The 16,349-nt window shown below is 72.1% G+C and carries 22 protein-coding genes; 21 read left to right on the top strand and 1 reads right to left on the bottom strand.

The genetic code is table 11. The annotated features are described in order from the left end of the window. The first annotated feature begins 126 nt into the window (after nucleotides 1-126). From OO68_RS36610 to OO68_RS36625, 4 genes are all read left to right on the top strand, one after another. Nucleotides 127-1,050: a hypothetical protein gene (locus OO68_RS36610; RefSeq protein WP_033313696.1), complete on the top strand. Its 924-nt coding sequence runs from the start codon at nucleotides 127-129 to the stop codon at nucleotides 1,048-1,050. Between the two features lie 216 nt (nucleotides 1,051-1,266). Next, a complete protein-coding gene (locus OO68_RS36615; protein WP_033313698.1) occupies nucleotides 1,267-2,334 on the top strand; it encodes a DUF8094 domain-containing protein in 1,068 nt (355 codons plus the stop codon). Nucleotides 2,335-2,454: 120 nt separating this feature from the next. Further along, complete coding sequence (locus OO68_RS36620; RefSeq protein ID WP_245237355.1) at nucleotides 2,455-2,991, top strand: hypothetical protein; 537 nt, start codon at nucleotides 2,455-2,457, stop codon at nucleotides 2,989-2,991. 46 nt (nucleotides 2,992-3,037) lie between these two features. Next, complete coding sequence (locus OO68_RS36625) at nucleotides 3,038-3,781, top strand: glycosyltransferase family 2 protein (protein WP_033313700.1); 744 nt, start codon at nucleotides 3,038-3,040, stop codon at nucleotides 3,779-3,781. A 457-nt stretch (nucleotides 3,782-4,238) separates the two neighbouring features. Here the strand turns inward: OO68_RS36625 and OO68_RS48020 are convergent, their stop codons facing one another. After that, on the bottom strand, nucleotides 4,239-4,694 hold the full coding sequence (locus tag OO68_RS48020; protein WP_245237338.1) for a hypothetical protein: 456 nt from the start codon (nucleotides 4,692-4,694) through the stop codon (nucleotides 4,239-4,241). A 221-nt stretch (nucleotides 4,695-4,915) separates the two neighbouring features. Here OO68_RS48020 and OO68_RS36630 point away from each other — a divergent pair, with 221 nt between their 5' ends. The 17 genes from OO68_RS36630 to OO68_RS48030 all read left to right on the top strand — a co-directional run bounded on the left by OO68_RS36630 (nucleotide 4,916) and on the right by OO68_RS48030 (nucleotide 16,288). Beyond that, nucleotides 4,916-5,374: a hypothetical protein gene (locus OO68_RS36630; RefSeq protein WP_033313701.1), complete on the top strand. Its 459-nt coding sequence runs from the start codon at nucleotides 4,916-4,918 to the stop codon at nucleotides 5,372-5,374. Next, entirely contained in the window at nucleotides 5,371-6,561 is a 1,191-nt protein-coding gene (locus OO68_RS36635) for a hypothetical protein (RefSeq protein ID WP_106974513.1), read from the top strand. Before OO68_RS36630 ends, OO68_RS36635 begins: the two co-directional genes overlap by 4 nt. Before the next feature lie 18 nt (nucleotides 6,562-6,579). Next, a complete protein-coding gene (locus OO68_RS36640) occupies nucleotides 6,580-7,848 on the top strand; it encodes an MFS transporter (protein ID WP_051814936.1) in 1,269 nt (422 codons plus the stop codon). 45 nt (nucleotides 7,849-7,893) lie between these two features. Continuing rightward, nucleotides 7,894-8,391 carry a hypothetical protein gene (locus OO68_RS36645; protein WP_020271146.1) on the top strand — a complete coding sequence of 166 codons (498 nt, stop codon included), beginning with the start codon at nucleotides 7,894-7,896 and terminating at the stop codon, nucleotides 8,389-8,391. A gap of 99 nt (nucleotides 8,392-8,490) precedes the next feature. Beyond that, a complete protein-coding gene (locus tag OO68_RS36650) occupies nucleotides 8,491-8,916 on the top strand; it encodes a hypothetical protein (RefSeq protein WP_033313703.1) in 426 nt (141 codons plus the stop codon). Beyond that, nucleotides 8,913-9,758, top strand: coding sequence for a hypothetical protein (locus OO68_RS36655; protein WP_033313704.1), 846 nt, complete (start codon nucleotides 8,913-8,915; stop codon nucleotides 9,756-9,758). Before OO68_RS36650 ends, OO68_RS36655 begins: the two co-directional genes overlap by 4 nt. Before the next feature lie 13 nt (nucleotides 9,759-9,771). Then, a complete protein-coding gene (locus OO68_RS36660) occupies nucleotides 9,772-10,467 on the top strand; it encodes a hypothetical protein (protein ID WP_033313705.1) in 696 nt (231 codons plus the stop codon). Nucleotides 10,468-10,490: 23 nt separating this feature from the next. Then, entirely contained in the window at nucleotides 10,491-11,252 is a 762-nt protein-coding gene (locus tag OO68_RS36665; RefSeq protein ID WP_033313757.1) for a hypothetical protein, read from the top strand. Next, nucleotides 11,249-11,899: a hypothetical protein gene (locus OO68_RS36670; protein WP_033313706.1), complete on the top strand. Its 651-nt coding sequence runs from the start codon at nucleotides 11,249-11,251 to the stop codon at nucleotides 11,897-11,899. The genes OO68_RS36665 and OO68_RS36670 overlap by 4 nt, the downstream gene beginning before the upstream one ends. 14 nt (nucleotides 11,900-11,913) lie before the next feature. Then, the gene (locus OO68_RS36675) at nucleotides 11,914-12,321 is read left to right on the top strand and encodes a hypothetical protein (RefSeq protein WP_033313707.1); all 408 of its coding nucleotides are present in this window, start codon (nucleotides 11,914-11,916) and stop codon (nucleotides 12,319-12,321) included. 278 nt (nucleotides 12,322-12,599) lie between these two features. Further along, on the top strand, nucleotides 12,600-12,983 hold the full coding sequence (locus OO68_RS36680) for a hypothetical protein (RefSeq protein ID WP_033313708.1): 384 nt from the start codon (nucleotides 12,600-12,602) through the stop codon (nucleotides 12,981-12,983). After that, nucleotides 12,980-13,783 (top strand): SPDY domain-containing protein, encoded by an 804-nt coding sequence (locus OO68_RS36685; protein ID WP_033313709.1) that lies wholly within the window; start codon nucleotides 12,980-12,982, stop codon nucleotides 13,781-13,783. Before OO68_RS36680 ends, OO68_RS36685 begins: the two co-directional genes overlap by 4 nt. 28 nt (nucleotides 13,784-13,811) lie before the next feature. Then, a complete protein-coding gene (locus OO68_RS36690; protein ID WP_033313710.1) occupies nucleotides 13,812-14,168 on the top strand; it encodes a hypothetical protein in 357 nt (118 codons plus the stop codon). Beyond that, nucleotides 14,159-14,977 carry an SPDY domain-containing protein gene (locus OO68_RS36695; RefSeq protein WP_033313760.1) on the top strand — a complete coding sequence of 273 codons (819 nt, stop codon included), beginning with the start codon at nucleotides 14,159-14,161 and terminating at the stop codon, nucleotides 14,975-14,977. The genes OO68_RS36690 and OO68_RS36695 overlap by 10 nt, the downstream gene beginning before the upstream one ends. Before the next feature lie 73 nt (nucleotides 14,978-15,050). Then, the gene (locus OO68_RS36700; protein WP_209442657.1) at nucleotides 15,051-15,563 is read left to right on the top strand and encodes a hypothetical protein; all 513 of its coding nucleotides are present in this window, start codon (nucleotides 15,051-15,053) and stop codon (nucleotides 15,561-15,563) included. Nucleotides 15,564-15,693: 130 nt separating this feature from the next. Then, nucleotides 15,694-15,996: a DUF317 domain-containing protein gene (locus OO68_RS48025; RefSeq protein ID WP_245237340.1), complete on the top strand. Its 303-nt coding sequence runs from the start codon at nucleotides 15,694-15,696 to the stop codon at nucleotides 15,994-15,996. After that, on the top strand, nucleotides 15,932-16,288 hold the full coding sequence (locus OO68_RS48030) for an SPDY domain-containing protein (RefSeq protein ID WP_245237342.1): 357 nt from the start codon (nucleotides 15,932-15,934) through the stop codon (nucleotides 16,286-16,288). The genes OO68_RS48025 and OO68_RS48030 overlap by 65 nt, the downstream gene beginning before the upstream one ends. Nucleotides 16,289-16,349 lie beyond the last annotated feature (61 nt).

Genomic DNA, 16,349 nt, shown 5'->3' on the forward strand with positions numbered 1-16,349 from the left:
TGGAACACGACCTGATCGCCGCCTACGACGAGTAGGAACTCGACTCCAGTCCGGTTCCGAAGCCAGAAGCCGACCTCGCTCGCCGAACGCCTCCGTCACACCGACCGGCGGCCCGCAGGAGAATCCGTGGCCGCTGACGAGGCGAACGCTACGGATGCCCGCGCGGCTCCGATCGCGCCACTTCCCGACCATCGCGACGTGAACATGCCGTGCTGGCAGGAGCTGTGGCGCCGCCACGCGCACATCACCACGCCGCTGCGAGCGCGCGGACTGCCATGCGACATCGAGTTCGGCCTCAGCGCCTACATCGTGCGCGTCTCGCTCCCCGACGACAGCTACCTGATCATCAGTCCGCCGCAGGAACCGTCCTCCGACCACCCGCCCGGAGACCCCGAGGGCTGGATGGCGACCCGCGAGCACCCCGACGACCAGACGCTGTTCGAGGTCCTCTACGACTCCGCCCCCTCCGACAACCCAGGCACTCGCCGGCGGCCCGAAGCCCGCCACGGCGGCAGCGCCCAACCCCTGATCGAGGCGATCGACCTCCGCCTCGCCCAGCTCGGACTGCTACCGCACCCCGCTCTGCCCCACGAAAGCCCCCACGTGCACCCGGCCCAACCGACGCCCCCGCCCCCGCCCCGGGATGCCCCCGGCACACCAGACCGTCGCCCCGCCTACGACTACGGCGACGCGTTGCGCGATCTGACCGACCGGCTCAACGCAGCCGAGTCGCACGCGGATGCCGCTGCCCTTTTGCATCAGATCCTGGAACCCACCGACGGCCTGCTGGCACAGCTCGGCGAGTTCTTCGAAGCAGCCGGCGAGAAAGCCAAGGAAGCCGAGGAGGACGACGGCTTCGACCTGTCCTACGACCTCGCCGACGCCGCTGCCGAGATCCGCAGCCTCGGAGAGGTCCTGCACGTGGCCGAGGACCGGATGCGGGCCCTCACCCCGCTCGCACCCGCACCGCGGCTGCCCTCCACGCCGACTCGTGCACCGTCCCTTCCGCCGCGAGCCCTCCCGTCAGCTCCGCCGCGGCACACGCGCTGACGCCGCACCGCCGCCTCCCTCCCCTTCCCACCGCCTGCGGGGACAGCGGTCGCGCACTTCGCGTCCACGGCGTGGTCCAGCAGCTCACGGCCAAGAGCATCGGTGTGAACCTCCGCCACTCGGCGCCCACGACCAGCACGGCCCTTCCGCCGGCATCGCCGAAGACAGCACCCACGACCAGTCGTGCCCGCTCATCCCCATCCGCCCAGCAGACCCTTGGAGCCCCCTATCCGCACCGCTCGCCGTACCCTGCCGCTGTTCGTCGGCGCCGCCTGCCTCGCCCTGGCCCTCACCGGCTGCGCCGGCGAAGACGGCCCCGCCCATGCCCGGCAGACGCCCCGCGCCAGCACCGCCCCGAAGCCCGTGCCCGCTCTCAGCGCCGCCCAGGCCCGCGACGTCATCACCCGCTATTCGAAGATCAACAACGAGGCCAACACCGACCGCGACCGGCGCCTGCTCGACACGGTCGAGGACGGCCCGCTGTACGCGATGTCCGTCTCGGACTACACCGAGACCGAAGGGCTCCCCGCGGCAGACCGCAAGCCGTACAAGCCGTGGTCCTACGACTCCGCGGACGCCAAGCTGTACATCCCGCGCCTGGGAGCCGGACAGAACCGCTGGTTCGCCGCCGCGCTCTCGGACCAGAAGGGCAAGGCCCCCTCGCGGTTGGCCGTGTTCGCCGAACGTCCCCAGCACAAGCGCTGGGAGATGGTCTCCGTCGTCGACCTCGACAGCCTGGACCTGCCGGACATCGCCCTCGACCACGACGGATACGCAACGGCCGTCACCACCGACGGCAACAAGCACCTCTCTGCCGACGCCAAGCTGCTGCGCACCGCGATCCTCGACAACTTCGCCACCGGAGGCAAGAACACGGGGACGAAGGTCTTGGCCCCGACCAAGGCGAGCAAGCGGCAGATCGAAGTCCACGACAAGACCGGCTCCCGCTTCGGGGCCCAGGGCACCACCGTCTTCGCCGGCGCCGCGAACCGCTACACATACGCCTACGCCCTCAAGACCACCGACGGCGGCGCGCTGATCCTCTTCTCCCACACGCACACCCAGACCGACGCCGTGGCGCATTCCGGCCTGCAGATCAACCCCGGCAAGGACGACCGGGCTTGGCTCCACGACGTGCCCCGCACCTCTATCCGCTACACGTTCGTGTGCAACGACGCCGCCACCGTCCCCGCGAAGGCCGAGCCCTCCCGCCTGATCGGCTACACCTGCGCGCGTACCGACGCCTCCGGACCGCCGGTCCCGTCCTGGTCCGACCGCGCGTAGACGCACCCGCGCGCCACCGTGACGGCCGCCGAACCTCCCCGCACCCCGCTCGCTCCGGAGAATCCCCTGTCCACACGCTCCTTCATCGCCCGCCCCACCCGCGGTACGGGATACACGGGCATCCGCGTCCAGCTCGACGGCGTACGCAGCCACCACCTCCCTTTGCTCCTGGCCGCCTACCAGTACAAGTTCGGACGCGACATCGAGGCCATGTCCCGGCACCTCATCGACGACGTCGCCGTCGGCTGGGACGAACTCGGCACCGATCTCCTCGACGACGCCCCGCCCGCACTCGTGACCGCGCTGACCGGCGGCGAGCACTGGCCCAGCCGAACCCTCGACCACCTGATCACCCCGGACGGCTCACCCCCGGTACGCATGTCGGTCACCGACACGACCGCCGACGAGCAGGACATGCATTGGGGGTACGTCCTGCACAAGGAGGGCGTCGAGGTGATCAGCCTCCTGCACGAGGACATCGGCCCGATCGTGAGCTGGTCCACCGACCCGCGCACTGCCTTCAACGACCACCCGGCGGCCTGGTCCTCCCTCGACTCCCCGCCCGCCATCCGGGCATCGCGCGGCAGGAAGCCCCAGAGCGCTCCTGCCGCAGCCCCACCGAAGGCTGGCACCCCGCGCCCCGCCGCCCGACGCTAGTTCCCCCTCGTCTTCCCGGAGCCTTCACTGCCCGTACACCACGCCCCTGATCACCGTCGTCATCGCAAGCCGCCTGCGCGAAGACCGGCTGGACTACCTGACCGCGATGCACGCCAGCCTCACCCGGCAGTCCGTACCGTGGGAGGCCGTGATCGCGCTCGACGGTGCTTCGCCCGACCGTCTGCCGGCCCAGCTCGCGCAGGACCCGCGCGTTCACACGCTGGCGCTGCCCCGTCCGGTCGGCGCCGCCTGCGCCAGGAACCTGGCCCTCGCTCACGTACGCACCCCGTACACCAACTGGGCCGACGACGATGACCTGTTCCCCGACGATGCGATGGCCGTACGGCTGAACGCCCTGGAGTCGACGAGAGTCGGCTGGTGCGCCGGCTGGAGCGAGGACCAGCACCCCGACGGCTCGACCACCCTGTGGCGCTGCCCCACCCCGCCCGGCCGGCACGAGGCCGGCGACGTGTGGACCTATTGGAAGTCGCCGACGGACACCATCCCCATCGGGCCGACCACGATCCTCGCCCGCACCGACCTCGTGCGCGCCGCGCCGATGGGCGGCCTTGTCCAGGGCGAGGACTACTGCGCGGCCCTCGGCGTAACCGCACTCGCCCCCGGGGTCCTGCTGCCAGTACCCGTGTACAGGTACCGCAAGTGGGACGGGCAGATGACGGCCCAGGCCGGATACGACCGGATGGAGGCGGCTGCCCGGGAGCACGCCTGGGCGTACGGCCGCAGCCTGCGCGCCGTCCTGCGCGGTGGTGAGGACCCGGTCCGTGGCTGAGGCGCAGATCGTCCTGTCGCACAGCCGGGAGTCCGGGATCGTCGCGATCGCCTCGGGCGAGCAGTACCGGTGGGCGCACACCGCCCTCGCGGACAGCGGCTTCCAGCGGGACGACGACGGCGTCTGGCACCTGCCCGCGGACGGCACCCAGACCACCGTGGTCGACCTGGTCACGTGCGCGAAGCGACACCGCACCAGCGTGCACACGAGCAGCCGCCGGTTCATCGGCGACGCCGCCCGCGACCTCGCGCGCCTCCTGCCCGGCCAGTGGCACGCCTCGGTCGAGATCTACTCGCACCCCGCCTGGCAGGAAGACCTGGTCCCCTGGATCTGGGACAGCGGCGAACTCGGCCGCGCCGTCCATAGCGAGCGGATCCCCTACGCCGCACTCCTCACCGACATGGTGCAGGGGACCACGCTGCTGTTCATCGAACGTCCCGGCCGTGAACTCGACTACCTAGTGGGGGCCTTCTCGCCCGAGGGACTCGAAGGGGGCTACGGCGACCCCCACGCGCCGCGCAGCATCGTCCTGCCGCCGTTCCCCGGACGGGCTGCCCAGGCCCTCACCGACCGGTACCTCCCCGCCTACGAGCAGGCCGTTTACGCCCGCAAGACGGCGGCCATCGCAGCCTTGCTTGCAGACATCCGCTCCGAGCACGACACCTGGCAGGCCATGAACGCCTCCGGTCGCTATAGCGACGCCACCCCGCTGAGCGCCGCCGCCCTCGGCGCCGCGACGGAGTTGTTCCTCGACCACGCCTGGCGTCGTTTCCTGACCGTCGTCGACCACGCCCCGGCGCTGCTCGACCGGTGTCGGCCCGCGAGCAGCCCGTGGCCCGACGACGCCGCAGCCCTGTCCCGCCTGGCCGACGCCGTGGTCGATGCCGAAGCCCTGGTCGACGAGATCGTCCACGGCGGTTCCGTGCCGGAGCGGGCGCCGAGCACGCGCGTGGCCAGCCATCGAGACGTGGCTCGCCGACGGCGAAACGTTCTTTCGTCAGGCCCGCATCAGCGCGCCCCATCGTCGCCCGGCCCTGCCCGTCACCGCGCCAGCCCGCCCCCTCACCGCAGCCCGGCCCGCGCACCGCGGCCCGTGACCCTTCCGCCCCACGCCCCGAGGAGAGCCCCGCCCCCTTGCGACCCGGCACCCACTTCGCCTTCGGCGACCACGAGGAACACGGCTTCGTGGCCTCCTTCACCGCCGCCCTGCCTGCGCACCTCGCCCACTGGTACCTGGAGCGCGAGCAGTTCGAGCCCGTTCCCGGAGAACCCGGCCTGTACTGGCTCAGCGAGCCCGAGCGCGACGGAGTCCGCCGCACCCGCCAAGCCGTCCACGACCTGCGCCGCCACGGCTACACCGTGCAGGCCGACATCCGCCTCGACCCGTCCCTCTCGGCCGGCCCGCCGCGCCCTGTCCGGCCCAACGGACTCCAGGAGCGCCGCAGCCGGCTCACCCAGGCCGCCGCCGGCCGGACGACGCAGCGCTCCGCACCGCCCACCACCTCCCCGCCAGCGGCCCGGCCGATCCCGCCGAAGCCCACGTACGCTCCGACCGTCCGTTTGACGGCCGCGACCGGCGGGCGGTCACGATGACACCCGCGAGCAGCCCGGCCCCCGACGGCCCCTTGCCGACAGCTCCCGAACTGGCAAACTGGGCACGCGACTTCCGCTTGCGGATGGCGGTCATCGACAGCGAGACCGAGGCCGCGCTCGACATGACACGCGACCGCTACGGCCGTACCGTCCACGCGGGCGCAGGCGCAGCCGCACGAGCCCACCGTGACAAGGCGGCGGTGGAGGCGTACGCCACCCACCTCGCCCCGCACGCCGAGGCTCTCCTCGATGCCGCCCGACTCGTACTCGACGAGCTGCCACCCTCCCGGCACCTGACCGGGTGGCGGGCCGTCCTGGACGGCCTGGCTGCCTCCGCCGCCGAACTCCGCCGAGCCCTCGACCGGCCGGCTGCGCCCGGCTCCCCCGCCGAACGCACTCAGCACGCGGCCTTGTGGCCACACCTCACCGCTTGGGCGGACCACAGCTGCATCGCCAGCAACCTCGCCGACCAGCGCGCCGGCCAGAACCACAAGGCTCCGCTGACCGACGAAGAGCAGCAGATGTGGACCGAGAGGGCCCAGGCCGCGCAGCGGCGCGGCGAGCTGGAGCTGACCGAGTCGTGGTATGCCGCCGACGGACAGCCGATCACCCTCGCTTACCTGGTCGAGGACAACGACTCGACGGTGGTCGCGCTGCGCGGCGACCCGGGCGTACCGGGCTGGCAGGTGATCGGGCACTACGCCCACGAGCATGAGGCGGGCAAGTCCCTGCCCGCTCCGGTCCCGCCCGGCATCCTGCGCGCGGACGTCTCCCGGTTCAACCGCCCGGCACCGGCCCCGGAGATGTCTCTGCAGGAACTCATCCGCGACGTCGTCGAAGGCCACAGTGCCGGTGACGCCTCGAATGCTCTCCTCGGAGCCGTCCAGCGCGGCTACGCCGCCGGCCCGATGGTCCGCCTGCAGGAACTTGTGGAGACGAGCAGCCAGTTCGCCAGCGCCCTGGAGACCGTGCAGGGCCGCCAGATCGCCGCCCGCCTCTCAGCGTTGGGACGGCAGATCGAGTTCCTCACCCGTGAAGTCGAAGAGGCGGCCGAAGACCTCGGCGCGACCGTCGCCGTCCTGCCCCCGCACCGCACCCCCGTGCTACGTGCCCGCCCGCGCCCGGCCGTGGACACCACCCCGCCCACGCCGCCACCCCGCGCCAGCACGACCGCCCGCCACCGCTAGACCCCGAGAAAGCACCCGTTGTCCCCGACCGCACCCCCGGCCCAGGCACCGCGCATCACCTACGGCACGGTGCTGGGCAGCCCGTACGTCGCCCGCCTCCTCGGCGGCACCCTCACCGGCCGACTCCCCAACGGCATGGCACCCGTCGCCATCCTCCTGTGGGCCACCACGAGCGGCAGCAGCATCGCCTTCGGCGGACTGCTCAGCGCCCTGTACGGGCTGTCCTCCTCGGTGGTGCAACCCGTCAAGGGACGCCTCATGGACCGCCACGGCCAGACGGCGGTGCATCTTCCGGCCGCCGTGCTCAACTCGGCTCTCCTGGTGACCCTTCCGCTGACGGGACCGTACGGCGGACCGGGCCTCGCCACGACCCTCGTCGTCGCCGCCGGCCTGACCACCCCGCCCCTGGAGGCCGGGCTGCGGGCCCTGTGGCCCAGCGTGCTGCCCGACGCCCGCCTTCGACACGCCGCGCTCGCCCTCGACACCGGTACACAGGGCCTCCTGTACATCGTCGGCCCCCTGCTCGTCGCCGCCCTCGCCTCCGCGTACAACCCCAGCGTCGCGCTCACCGTCACCGCCGTCCTCGGCCTGGCCGGCACCACCGTGGTCGCCCTCGCTCCGCCATCGCGGCGCTGGCGATCGACGCCGTCAGTCGGCACCCTGCACTGTCCCGTTAGACGGCTGACCAGCCCCGGTCTGCTGCTCCTGCTCGTCTCGCTCACCGGCATCGGGTTCGCGATCGGGGCCATGAACGTGTGGTCGATCGCCATAGCCGAGCACCACGAACAGGACATGCTCTCGGGCATCATCCCCGCCGCGTTCTCCACCGGCAGCTTCCTGGGCGGCCTCGTCTACGGGCGCCGCACCTGGAGTCGGGCAACCACCGACCAACTGATCATCGCCAGCGCCGCGTTCCTCGCCGGATGGCTCCCGCTCGCAACCCAGCCCGCGCCGTTTGCGGCCACCGCCGCGGTCGCCGTGCCTGGTGCGTTCCTGACCGTCGTGGTCGCCTGCGCCTACGTGACCACCGATGCTCTCGCTCCTGCGGGCCGGACCAGCGAGGCGTATGCGTGGCTGATCCTCTCGATCGGCGTCGGGCAGTCCGCCGGTACCGCCCTGGCCGGACGCCTCACCGAGCAGACGCTCGCCAGCGCGGCGCTCCCCGCCGTCGGCGCGGCCTTCGCCCTCGCCATCCTTCTCGCCGCGCGCCGACAGCTCCGCCCCGCCGGGCACCGGCCGCCCGGCCGACACCGCCGCCCACTCCGAGGCCGGCACAAGACGTCCTGATCAGGGCACGCCCCCACCTTCCAACCCCTTTGAGGAGATCGAATTATGGCCGTGCGTACGCACTGGACCGTGGAGCACGCCTGCTCCCACAGCGTGGATCATGACCTGTCCAATCGTCCTGCCGACAAGCGGGCGGGCTTTGCCCGTTGGCTCGCGTCGAAGGACTGCACCGACTGCTGGAAGGCGGCGCGCGACGCCGACTCCGAGTCCAAGGAGGAGTGGCTCGCGACCAAGCGGGCCGAGGAGCAGGAGGCAGCCGTCGCGTGGGCGAAGCAGTTCTACATGCCGCAGTTGGAGGGCCCGGAGAAGGCCCTGGGCTGGGGCGAGCGCTCCCGCCACCAGCTGATGACGGCCGCGCACACCGCGCTCGTCGTCGAGGGCACTTGGGACGAGGCGGACTGGGCGGAGCTGGAGGAGAAGGCCCGCTCCATCACCCGTGCCGGATGGTGGATCGACCAGCGGGACGCCGAAGGCACTGACCTGCTCGAACTTCTCGACGCGGCCAGTGAGGCGGACCGCGGGACGGAGAACCCGTTCCGCTGACGGCGGGGCAACATAGCCGGGAAACGCCGGTTAGCCAAACCGGCGTTCCTCCGGACTATTGATGCTCCCACCCCGCCAGCCATCGCGTGGAAGGAACTCATGTCCCAGCCCCCGTCCGCCTCGGCGTTCGCACCGACGCCCGACCCGCTCACCCCCGACCGGGACATCACCCACGCCCATTTCCAGGCCGGTGACGCCGTCGTCGTCCTGAAGGGGGTGGCCGGCGGAGAACTGTGGGGCGACGCGATGCGCGTCGTGGCCCCTTCCTGGCACACCCCGACCGACGAGGACGGGTGGCGGCTGCGGGATGCGACCGGCGGCACCCAGTCCTACGTCACCGCCCACCCTCGCTACCTCGTGCACCTCTCACGCCGCTGCCCTGACTGCCTGATCTATCTACGGGCCATGGAGGACTCCCTCCTCGCACGGTTCGCCGACCGCGACGAGCTGATCGACTGCGGCTGGTACACCACCACCGCCCTGGGCCAGCTCGTGCACATCGCCGACATCCGGGGCGGCCGGTGATCCCCCGCCTGCACGAGCGGACCCACCGGCCCCACGACCCGCTCGAAGAGGCGCTGGGGCGGCCGGTCTCACCGAACGAGGGCCTGACGGAGCACACGATCGTCGCCCACTGGCCCGGCCTGGATTACTTCACTCTGGACCACGAGCAGAGGATCTGGACGTCCGTCCAGTGGGCCGAGCACCTCGAAGGCCCCTACCTGGAGCATCCGTTCGCCGCCAGCCCCGACGACGACCGGCGGGCGATCCTCCACCTCGACATCCGCCTTCACCCGGACGACCGGGAACTGACAGGACCGGAGTGGGCCGAGGTCGCTCAACGGCTCGCACGAGCCGTCGGCATCGAGATCCCCGGCAAGGAACATGGCTGCCGGTGGATCGCCGTCCAAGCCCAGCCCGGCCGCCTCGACCTGATCGCCAACCTGATCCACCTCGACGGTGCGTGGCACGCTCTTCCCGCGGACAATCTGCGGCGCCTGGCACAGGAGGCGCGTCGCATCGAACAGGACCTCCACTTGGTCCCTGTCCGATCCGACCCCCCTTCGCGGCCTGCCGTCCGCGCGGCGCTCACGGCGTCGGCCCAGCTCGCGACCATCCTCACGCAGCTCGCCAACGAACAGGCCGGCCCTCTGGCCGCGGTACGCGGACTCGTCGAGCACACCTCGCACCGGATCGCCCGCCAGCCGGGAGCAGCCAGCACCGATACGGCACACCGCCTGGAGCTGATCGCCCGCCGCCTCTACGCCATCCAGCAGGACCTGGACACCACCGCAGACCGCCTGGTCCATCCCCGCGCCGTCCCGGCCCCGGACGCCGTCCGGCACAACGCCCACCGATCGCCGTAGGAGAAACGTCTCCTTGCCCCGCACCGACCGCTTCCTGGACATCCGCCGCGACCCGCACTCCGACGAACTCCTTGCCCGCGGCGGCGACTCCGAGGCACACAGCATCCTCCAGCGCGCGGGCTTCGTCGCCGTCGTCCGCGTCCATGAGACGTACCACCGCGCCCCGACCGGCCTAGCGGAGGACGACGAGTACCGTCTCGCCACCGACGCCGTGGCCCGCCTGCGGGCGGCCGGCTACCACGTCGACTGCGACGCGGACTTCGACACCGACTCGCGTCCGGCCAGCTACCTGCCGCTGGGATCCTCCGTTGCCCACGTCGCCGAGCGCCTTCGCGAGGCCGCCACTACGGGCGAGGCGGCCGATGCGCTGACTGAGCTGACCGCCGCCCACGACGGCGTCCTCGCCGCGCTGGAGGAAGTCCTCACCGCCACCGCCGACTTCCACGACGGGCTCGGCAAGGCGGCCGACCCCTACATCGCGCGGCGGCTTCGCTACCTCGCCGACGAGCACCTTCGCGTCATCCGTACCGACCTCTCCGAGACCCGCAACCAGCTCGCCGACCGGCATGCCCCGCACCCCGGCCGCAGCATCTGCACCGGGGAAGTCCCGTCAACCGAGCAAGAGCGCTCTGCCGTGTGCGCCTGCCCGCCACCGCCGCGCACCCTACCGGCCCCGCCGCCCCCGATGGCCGCCGGACTGCGCCGCTGACTCCCACCTCGCCCAAGGACACCATGCACGACCACCACACCTCCGAGCGCCTCGCCTCCTACGCCGACGTTCTCGCCGGCGAACTCCCCGACAGTTGGACCAGCTCCCACCTGCCGGCCGACGCCAAGGACGACCTCGCCGAACTCGCCGACCGAATCTGGGACCTGGATCTGGTCGCCGCCTCTCTTGCCGAGCACCCCCTGCTGCAGCAGGCAGCCGTCCTGAGCCGACAGGACGGTGCGCAGCTCGTCCTTCTGGACCGGAACGACGAGCGCGACGGCTTCCTCATCGCCGCCGTCGCCCCCCGCGCCCTGCCCGACGAGGCGTTCCGCGGCGTTCCCGAGCCCAACGGCATCGCCCTGGCCGATGACCCGTTCCTGAGCGCCGAGCAGGTCGCCGGCGACCTGCTCCCCCGCTACGACGCCGCCCTCGCCCAGGTCCGGCACAACGCCCTGGGCGGCATCCTGCTCTCCCAGCCGGACCGGGTCGTCCTGACCTGGCAACCGGACGGCAGCGTCGCCGCCGCCCCGGTCGACGACCGCGCCGGCGCGATCCTCCTCGCCCACGGCTTCGTCCAGGACCCGCAGAGTGGTATCTACCGCCTGGGTGGTGACGACACCCAGGCCCAGGCCCGCGCCCTGCGGGAGATCGGTGGGCGCCTCGACGCGCTCGGCATCGGCACCGCTCTGCAGCATCCCGCAGGCCGGACCGCACCCACCGCCGCCCCCGCTTCCGTGCCGCCGGTCCCTACCAGCACCCATACGCCAGCCACCAGGGCTCGATGAAGCAGTCGGAGCCCGACTTCTGGGTGCTGGAGTACGTCACCATCACCAAGGACCCCCGCACCGACCTGGTCGTGGCCATCGGCGGCACCGACAAGGCCGCGGACATCCTCCAGCGAACCGGCGGCTTCCTCTCCGCTCCCGGACCGCGCGGGGACTATCACCGGCTTCCGCACGGCCTGCCCGTCGAGCAGCAGCGCCGGAAGGCGACCGCAGCCTCGCACGCCCTGCTCGCCGCCGGTCACAGCGTCCACCTCGACCCCACGCTGAACATGCTGGTCGCACCGGACGGTGAACGTGAGGCCGCCCTGCGCTACCTGGCGGGGCTCGCTGAGCGAGCCGCAGCCGCCACAACCAGCAGCGAGGTGGCCGAGGTCCTGACCGAGGTCGCTGCCCCCGTCCACGGGCTGCTGCCCCTCGCCAGAGAGGTCGTCGTCCGCGCCTGGATCGCCGCCAGCGACTTCCAAGGGGCCGCGCCCGCCGGGGAACCCGATCCCGTCGCACGGCTCGGAAGCACGGCCACCTCCATGAGCGAGGCCGCGCGCGCCATCCTCCACGCCCGCAACCACGTCGCACGCCCTGCGCAGCGGCCGGCCACTACCTCACCACCGCCGGGCCACGCCCAGCCCGCGAAATCCCGCCGCCGCTGACTTCGGAGAACCACATGGCCAACCTGGCCGACGAATACGGCACGGACGTCGAGATCTACATGAAGGCCCTGACGACCACCATCCACGCCGACACCCCGACCGGCGCCCCCGCCCAGCTCCACGACCTGCTGGAACACCTCGGCCTGGAACGCCACGAGTACCCCGCCGACACGCCCATCTACATCTGGCACACCGTGCCCGAACACCTCGACGCCGGCGAGCAGAAGCGGCTGGCAACCCGCGCCATCCCCGTCCTGCTCCTGGCCGGGTACGAAGTCAACTGCACGCCCGAAGTCTTCGACGAATCCGCCTACCGGCAGGCCGTGCAGGACCTGCGCACCCGAGCGGGCCGCCCTGCCGTGCGGCAACAGGCACCGATCGGCTCCCCCTCGCCTGCAGCTCCAGCCCGCCGCACCCCGTAAGGCGCCTGGGCGGTCCCGGGCACCGCGCCGGGACCGCCCGCCTTTCACCACCCGAGACCCGGAGATACCCGTAGCAATCCGCCCACCCCCACCGATCAGCAACCGGCTTAAGCCCCGACTCGCCACGGCCCTCTTCCGCCGCTATCTGCGCGCCTGTATTCCGACCGGCCCCGACCACACCTCCCCGCTGGCTGGCGGCCGCCCGGAGGCCGCCCTCGCCGAGACACAGCGCGTCGGGCACCGCCACCACCACTGACCGTCCACCGCCCTGGAGGAGCATGTCCCACCCCACCCCCTACCCCGTGAGACTGGCCGACGAGATCACCCGCCAGCTCGGACAGCTCGCCGACCACCTATCTCACCTGCCCCCGCCCCAGGCCGCTCAGGTCATCGCCCGCGTGCTCGACCCGGACACCGGAGTCCTCGGCGGCGTCACCCACCTCGTCGCCACCGGCAGCGTGTTCGCCAAGGACCAGGCAGAGCGAGGCGCGCTCCCCGCGGAGGTGTGGCTCGCCCTGGGCCGTGCCTCGAACGAACTCGGCGACATCACCCTCGACCTGGACGAACACAAAGACGCTCTTCAGCGCGTCGGCGCCCAGCCCGCCGCTACGGCGGCGAAGCCCCCGGCACCCGCACCGCTCGTCGTCCGGCGCCGCCGGTGAAGAAGAAGCAGTGGCAGGGCTGGGGACCCGACGAGCAGGCCGAGCAGCACTACCTCGTCCAGCCGCGCGCCCTGGCCGGCGGCGGCGACGTCCGGCACGTCTCGGAGTTCCTGCGCGCCTCCGGCTGGAGGGACAAGTCCAAGACGGGCGGCCCCCTGCGTATGGAGAGCCCGGACCGCACCGTCCGCATCGCCTACGACCCCTACGTCCTCCCCGGCGGATGGACCATCCACGGCCACGCAGACGGAGCGAACGGCGAGTGGTCTGCCCACCTGGGCCGGCAGACGCCGGCGGAGATCGTCGCCGGCCTGACCGACGCCCTCACCCGCCCCCGCTCCGCCCACGCCCCCAACGTCTGGGCCCCTCTGCAGGAGCAGAACTGGCACACGCGCTTCGAGGGCCAGGACTACATGGCGACGAGCCCCGACGGCACCGCGTGGATGCAGTACCGGCAAAGCCCCGACGGGGCGGCGATGTGGTGGACCGGAGCGCGGGACAAGCAGGGCAACGGCTGGACGGCCAACTTCACGCCGAACACGCCGATGCACCTGGTGCAAGCCTTCTCCGCCGAACTCGCCAGCCCGGACCCCGTGATGCGCCCGCGCGGACGCGTGCCGCACAGCGCGCAGATCCGTACCTGGTCGGTGTCCGTGAAGCCCTCCCAGCTCAGTGCGTGGCAGCAGGCCCGCATCACGGCCGCCCGCGCCGCCACCTGGGCCCGCTACAGCGCCCGAAGCACCAGGCCGCGCACCAGCGCCCATCCCTACACCCCGGCCGGCGGCGCACGCACCCGCCGTTGACCGCAATAGCCCCGCCCCGAGGAGCCCGATGCCCGCACTCACCCCGGACACCATCCGCACCCTGACCGAAACGCTCGCGGACCTCACCGACTACCTGCGCGAGAACCCCGACCCCGCAGAAGCCCTCGCCCTCGTCGAGCCCCTCCTCGACGAGTACACGGGCCTGCCCGTCCAGTTCGCCGACACGCTGCGCGCCCTCGCCCGCGCCGTTCAGAAGAGCCCTGACGCGCCGCGCACGGCGCAGGGCGACCTGCTGATCACCGAGCTGCGTACGGCCGCGTGGGAACTGGCCGACCAGCACACCCTCCACTACGTGCTGGACGATCTCCGTGACCTGTACGACAGTTCGCCGACGAGCGAGCAGGGGTGCTGCTGGTGCCGCTGAGCGAACGGCAGCTCGCCGCCTTCGCCGACAAGCACGCCGTGCAGATCCCGTACGACACCAGCCCCCGCCACCTCGCCGGCCCCGGAGACGCCCGCCACGTCACCCACGGCCTGGCCGCCGCCGGATGGAACGCCGTCTCCGACCCCCTGAGCGCCGAGATCATCCTGGCAAGCCCTGGCCTTCGCCACCGGCTCCAGTTCGACCCGCAGTCCCGCACCTCGGCGTGGTGGCGGCTACGGGCGGAGCCCGTCGGCACCGAGCCCGGCTGGTACGCCGAGTTCGGCGAACTCGTGCCCGCCGAGGTCCTCGCCGCCTTCACCGACGCCCTCACCACCCCGCCGCCGCAGCAGCCGGACCCGTGGCAGCGGGTGACCTCGGCAGGATGGCGCCACGAGCCAGACGGCGCGCGCTCGCCGGACTCCATGTGCCACATCGAACTGCGGCCGTTGAGCGAATTCCACGACCGGTCGTCCTGGCACATCGAGACCCGCGAGCCCGGCCACGGGGAGTTTCCCGGCCCGCGCATCTGGCACGCCTACCTCGACGAGCACACCCCCGCTCACCTGGTCAGCGCGTTCCTCACCGCGCTGACCGACCGCAGCCCGCTCCAGCGCGGCATGTTCGAACGCACCGGCCACTACAGCGCCGTACAGAAGCCCAGCCCGCTGCGCCCGCAGCAGGTGGTCGACGCCCACGCCACGCGCATCAAGCATCTGCGCGCCCAGGCACGCTCAGCCCGCCGCCAGCAGACGAAACCCGCGACGATCCCGGCGCACGCAAGTACCGCGCAGCCGGCCGCTCGCCGCTGACCTGAAAGGACCCCTCCCCATCTCCCGAGACCACCACGCACACCGCGACTTCCTGCGCCACCTCGACCACTACGTGCGGGACAGCCAGAAGATCCTCGACGCCTGGGACGCCTACTCCGACGAGCACACCGGCCTCGACGGCTGGCCCTACGACGACCACGCCTACGGCATGCGCAAGAGCCAGCGCGATGCCGACACCGCCGAGGCGTTCGAGCCGCTCCGCTACGGCGCCCGGCACCTGCTGGCGACCGCCGAGACACAGCTGGCCCAGCTGCCGGAGAACACGGTGCAGAGCCGCTGGGTATACCAGCTGGGCGTCCTGCACACGGCCCTCGACCGTCTCGACGAACTGCACGAGCAATGGCTGCTCACCCGCGACGCCCTGCCCGCCACCGCCAAGCCCGGCACCGCCGAATTCGACGATGCCCTCGCCGAACATCACGCCGAATCCTGGAGTTACCTCGACGACTGGGCCACCCACGGCAAAGCGCTCCGGGAGATCAACACAGCAGCCCGCAAGGCCCCTTCATCCCTGGTTCCCACTCCTGCCCTCGCACCCCTGCGACGAACCGCGACACGGAAGTGACTAGGGCCCCGACTCCCGAGACCGTCGAGGTTGACTTCATCACCCCGCCCCACCTCGCCGGCGGCGGTGACCTCGCCTGGATCACCCTTTCCCTCGTGCCTGCGGATGGAGCCACGGCAACGACCCCCTGATGCCACGCGTCCTGCCTCCCGCCCCGACCAGAAGGCCCTCCTGCGCCTGGAGCCCGACCCCTACGACCAGTGGAGACCCTGCACCACGTCGCCGAGCCGGACCGGCCGCCTGGTACGCCAGCTTCGGCGCCCGCACGCCCATCGAGCTGATCGCCGCCTTCACCGACCCGGCCCCAGCCGCTGACGCGCCGTGCGACCCGTACGGAGCGCTCCGGCAGGCCGGCTGGTCACCGTACGGTGACCAGCCGGCCTTGCTTTCCCGACAAGACGGCGTACGTCGAGCGGCTGGGAGCACCGGCTGATCCGGAAGCCTGGTTCGCCACGGTCACCCTCGGCATGCACCAGAAGGTGTGGCACGCCCGCTTCGGTGCGCACACTCCGCCACACCTTGTCGCCGCGTTCACCGCCGCGCTCGGCGATCCGAAGCCCGTGCGCCGCACCGACAGCGGGCGCAGTCTGCCGATCCTCGACCCAAATGTCGTCATCCGCCGGACGACCGACGGGCTCGTCGTGTACGTCGCCGGCGCGCTGGAAGACCGCGTTCACTCCCTGGCTGCCCGGCACACCACCACGCCGACGGCCTCGATCCCCTGACGGCCAGCGCCGCCCAGGCACGGCCGCAGCCGCTAACCCTCCCTCCCCGCCCGGAAGCACG

The organism is Streptomyces iakyrus, from assembly GCF_000717055.1.
GTDB lineage: Bacteria > Actinomycetota > Actinomycetes > Streptomycetales > Streptomycetaceae > Streptomyces > Streptomyces iakyrus.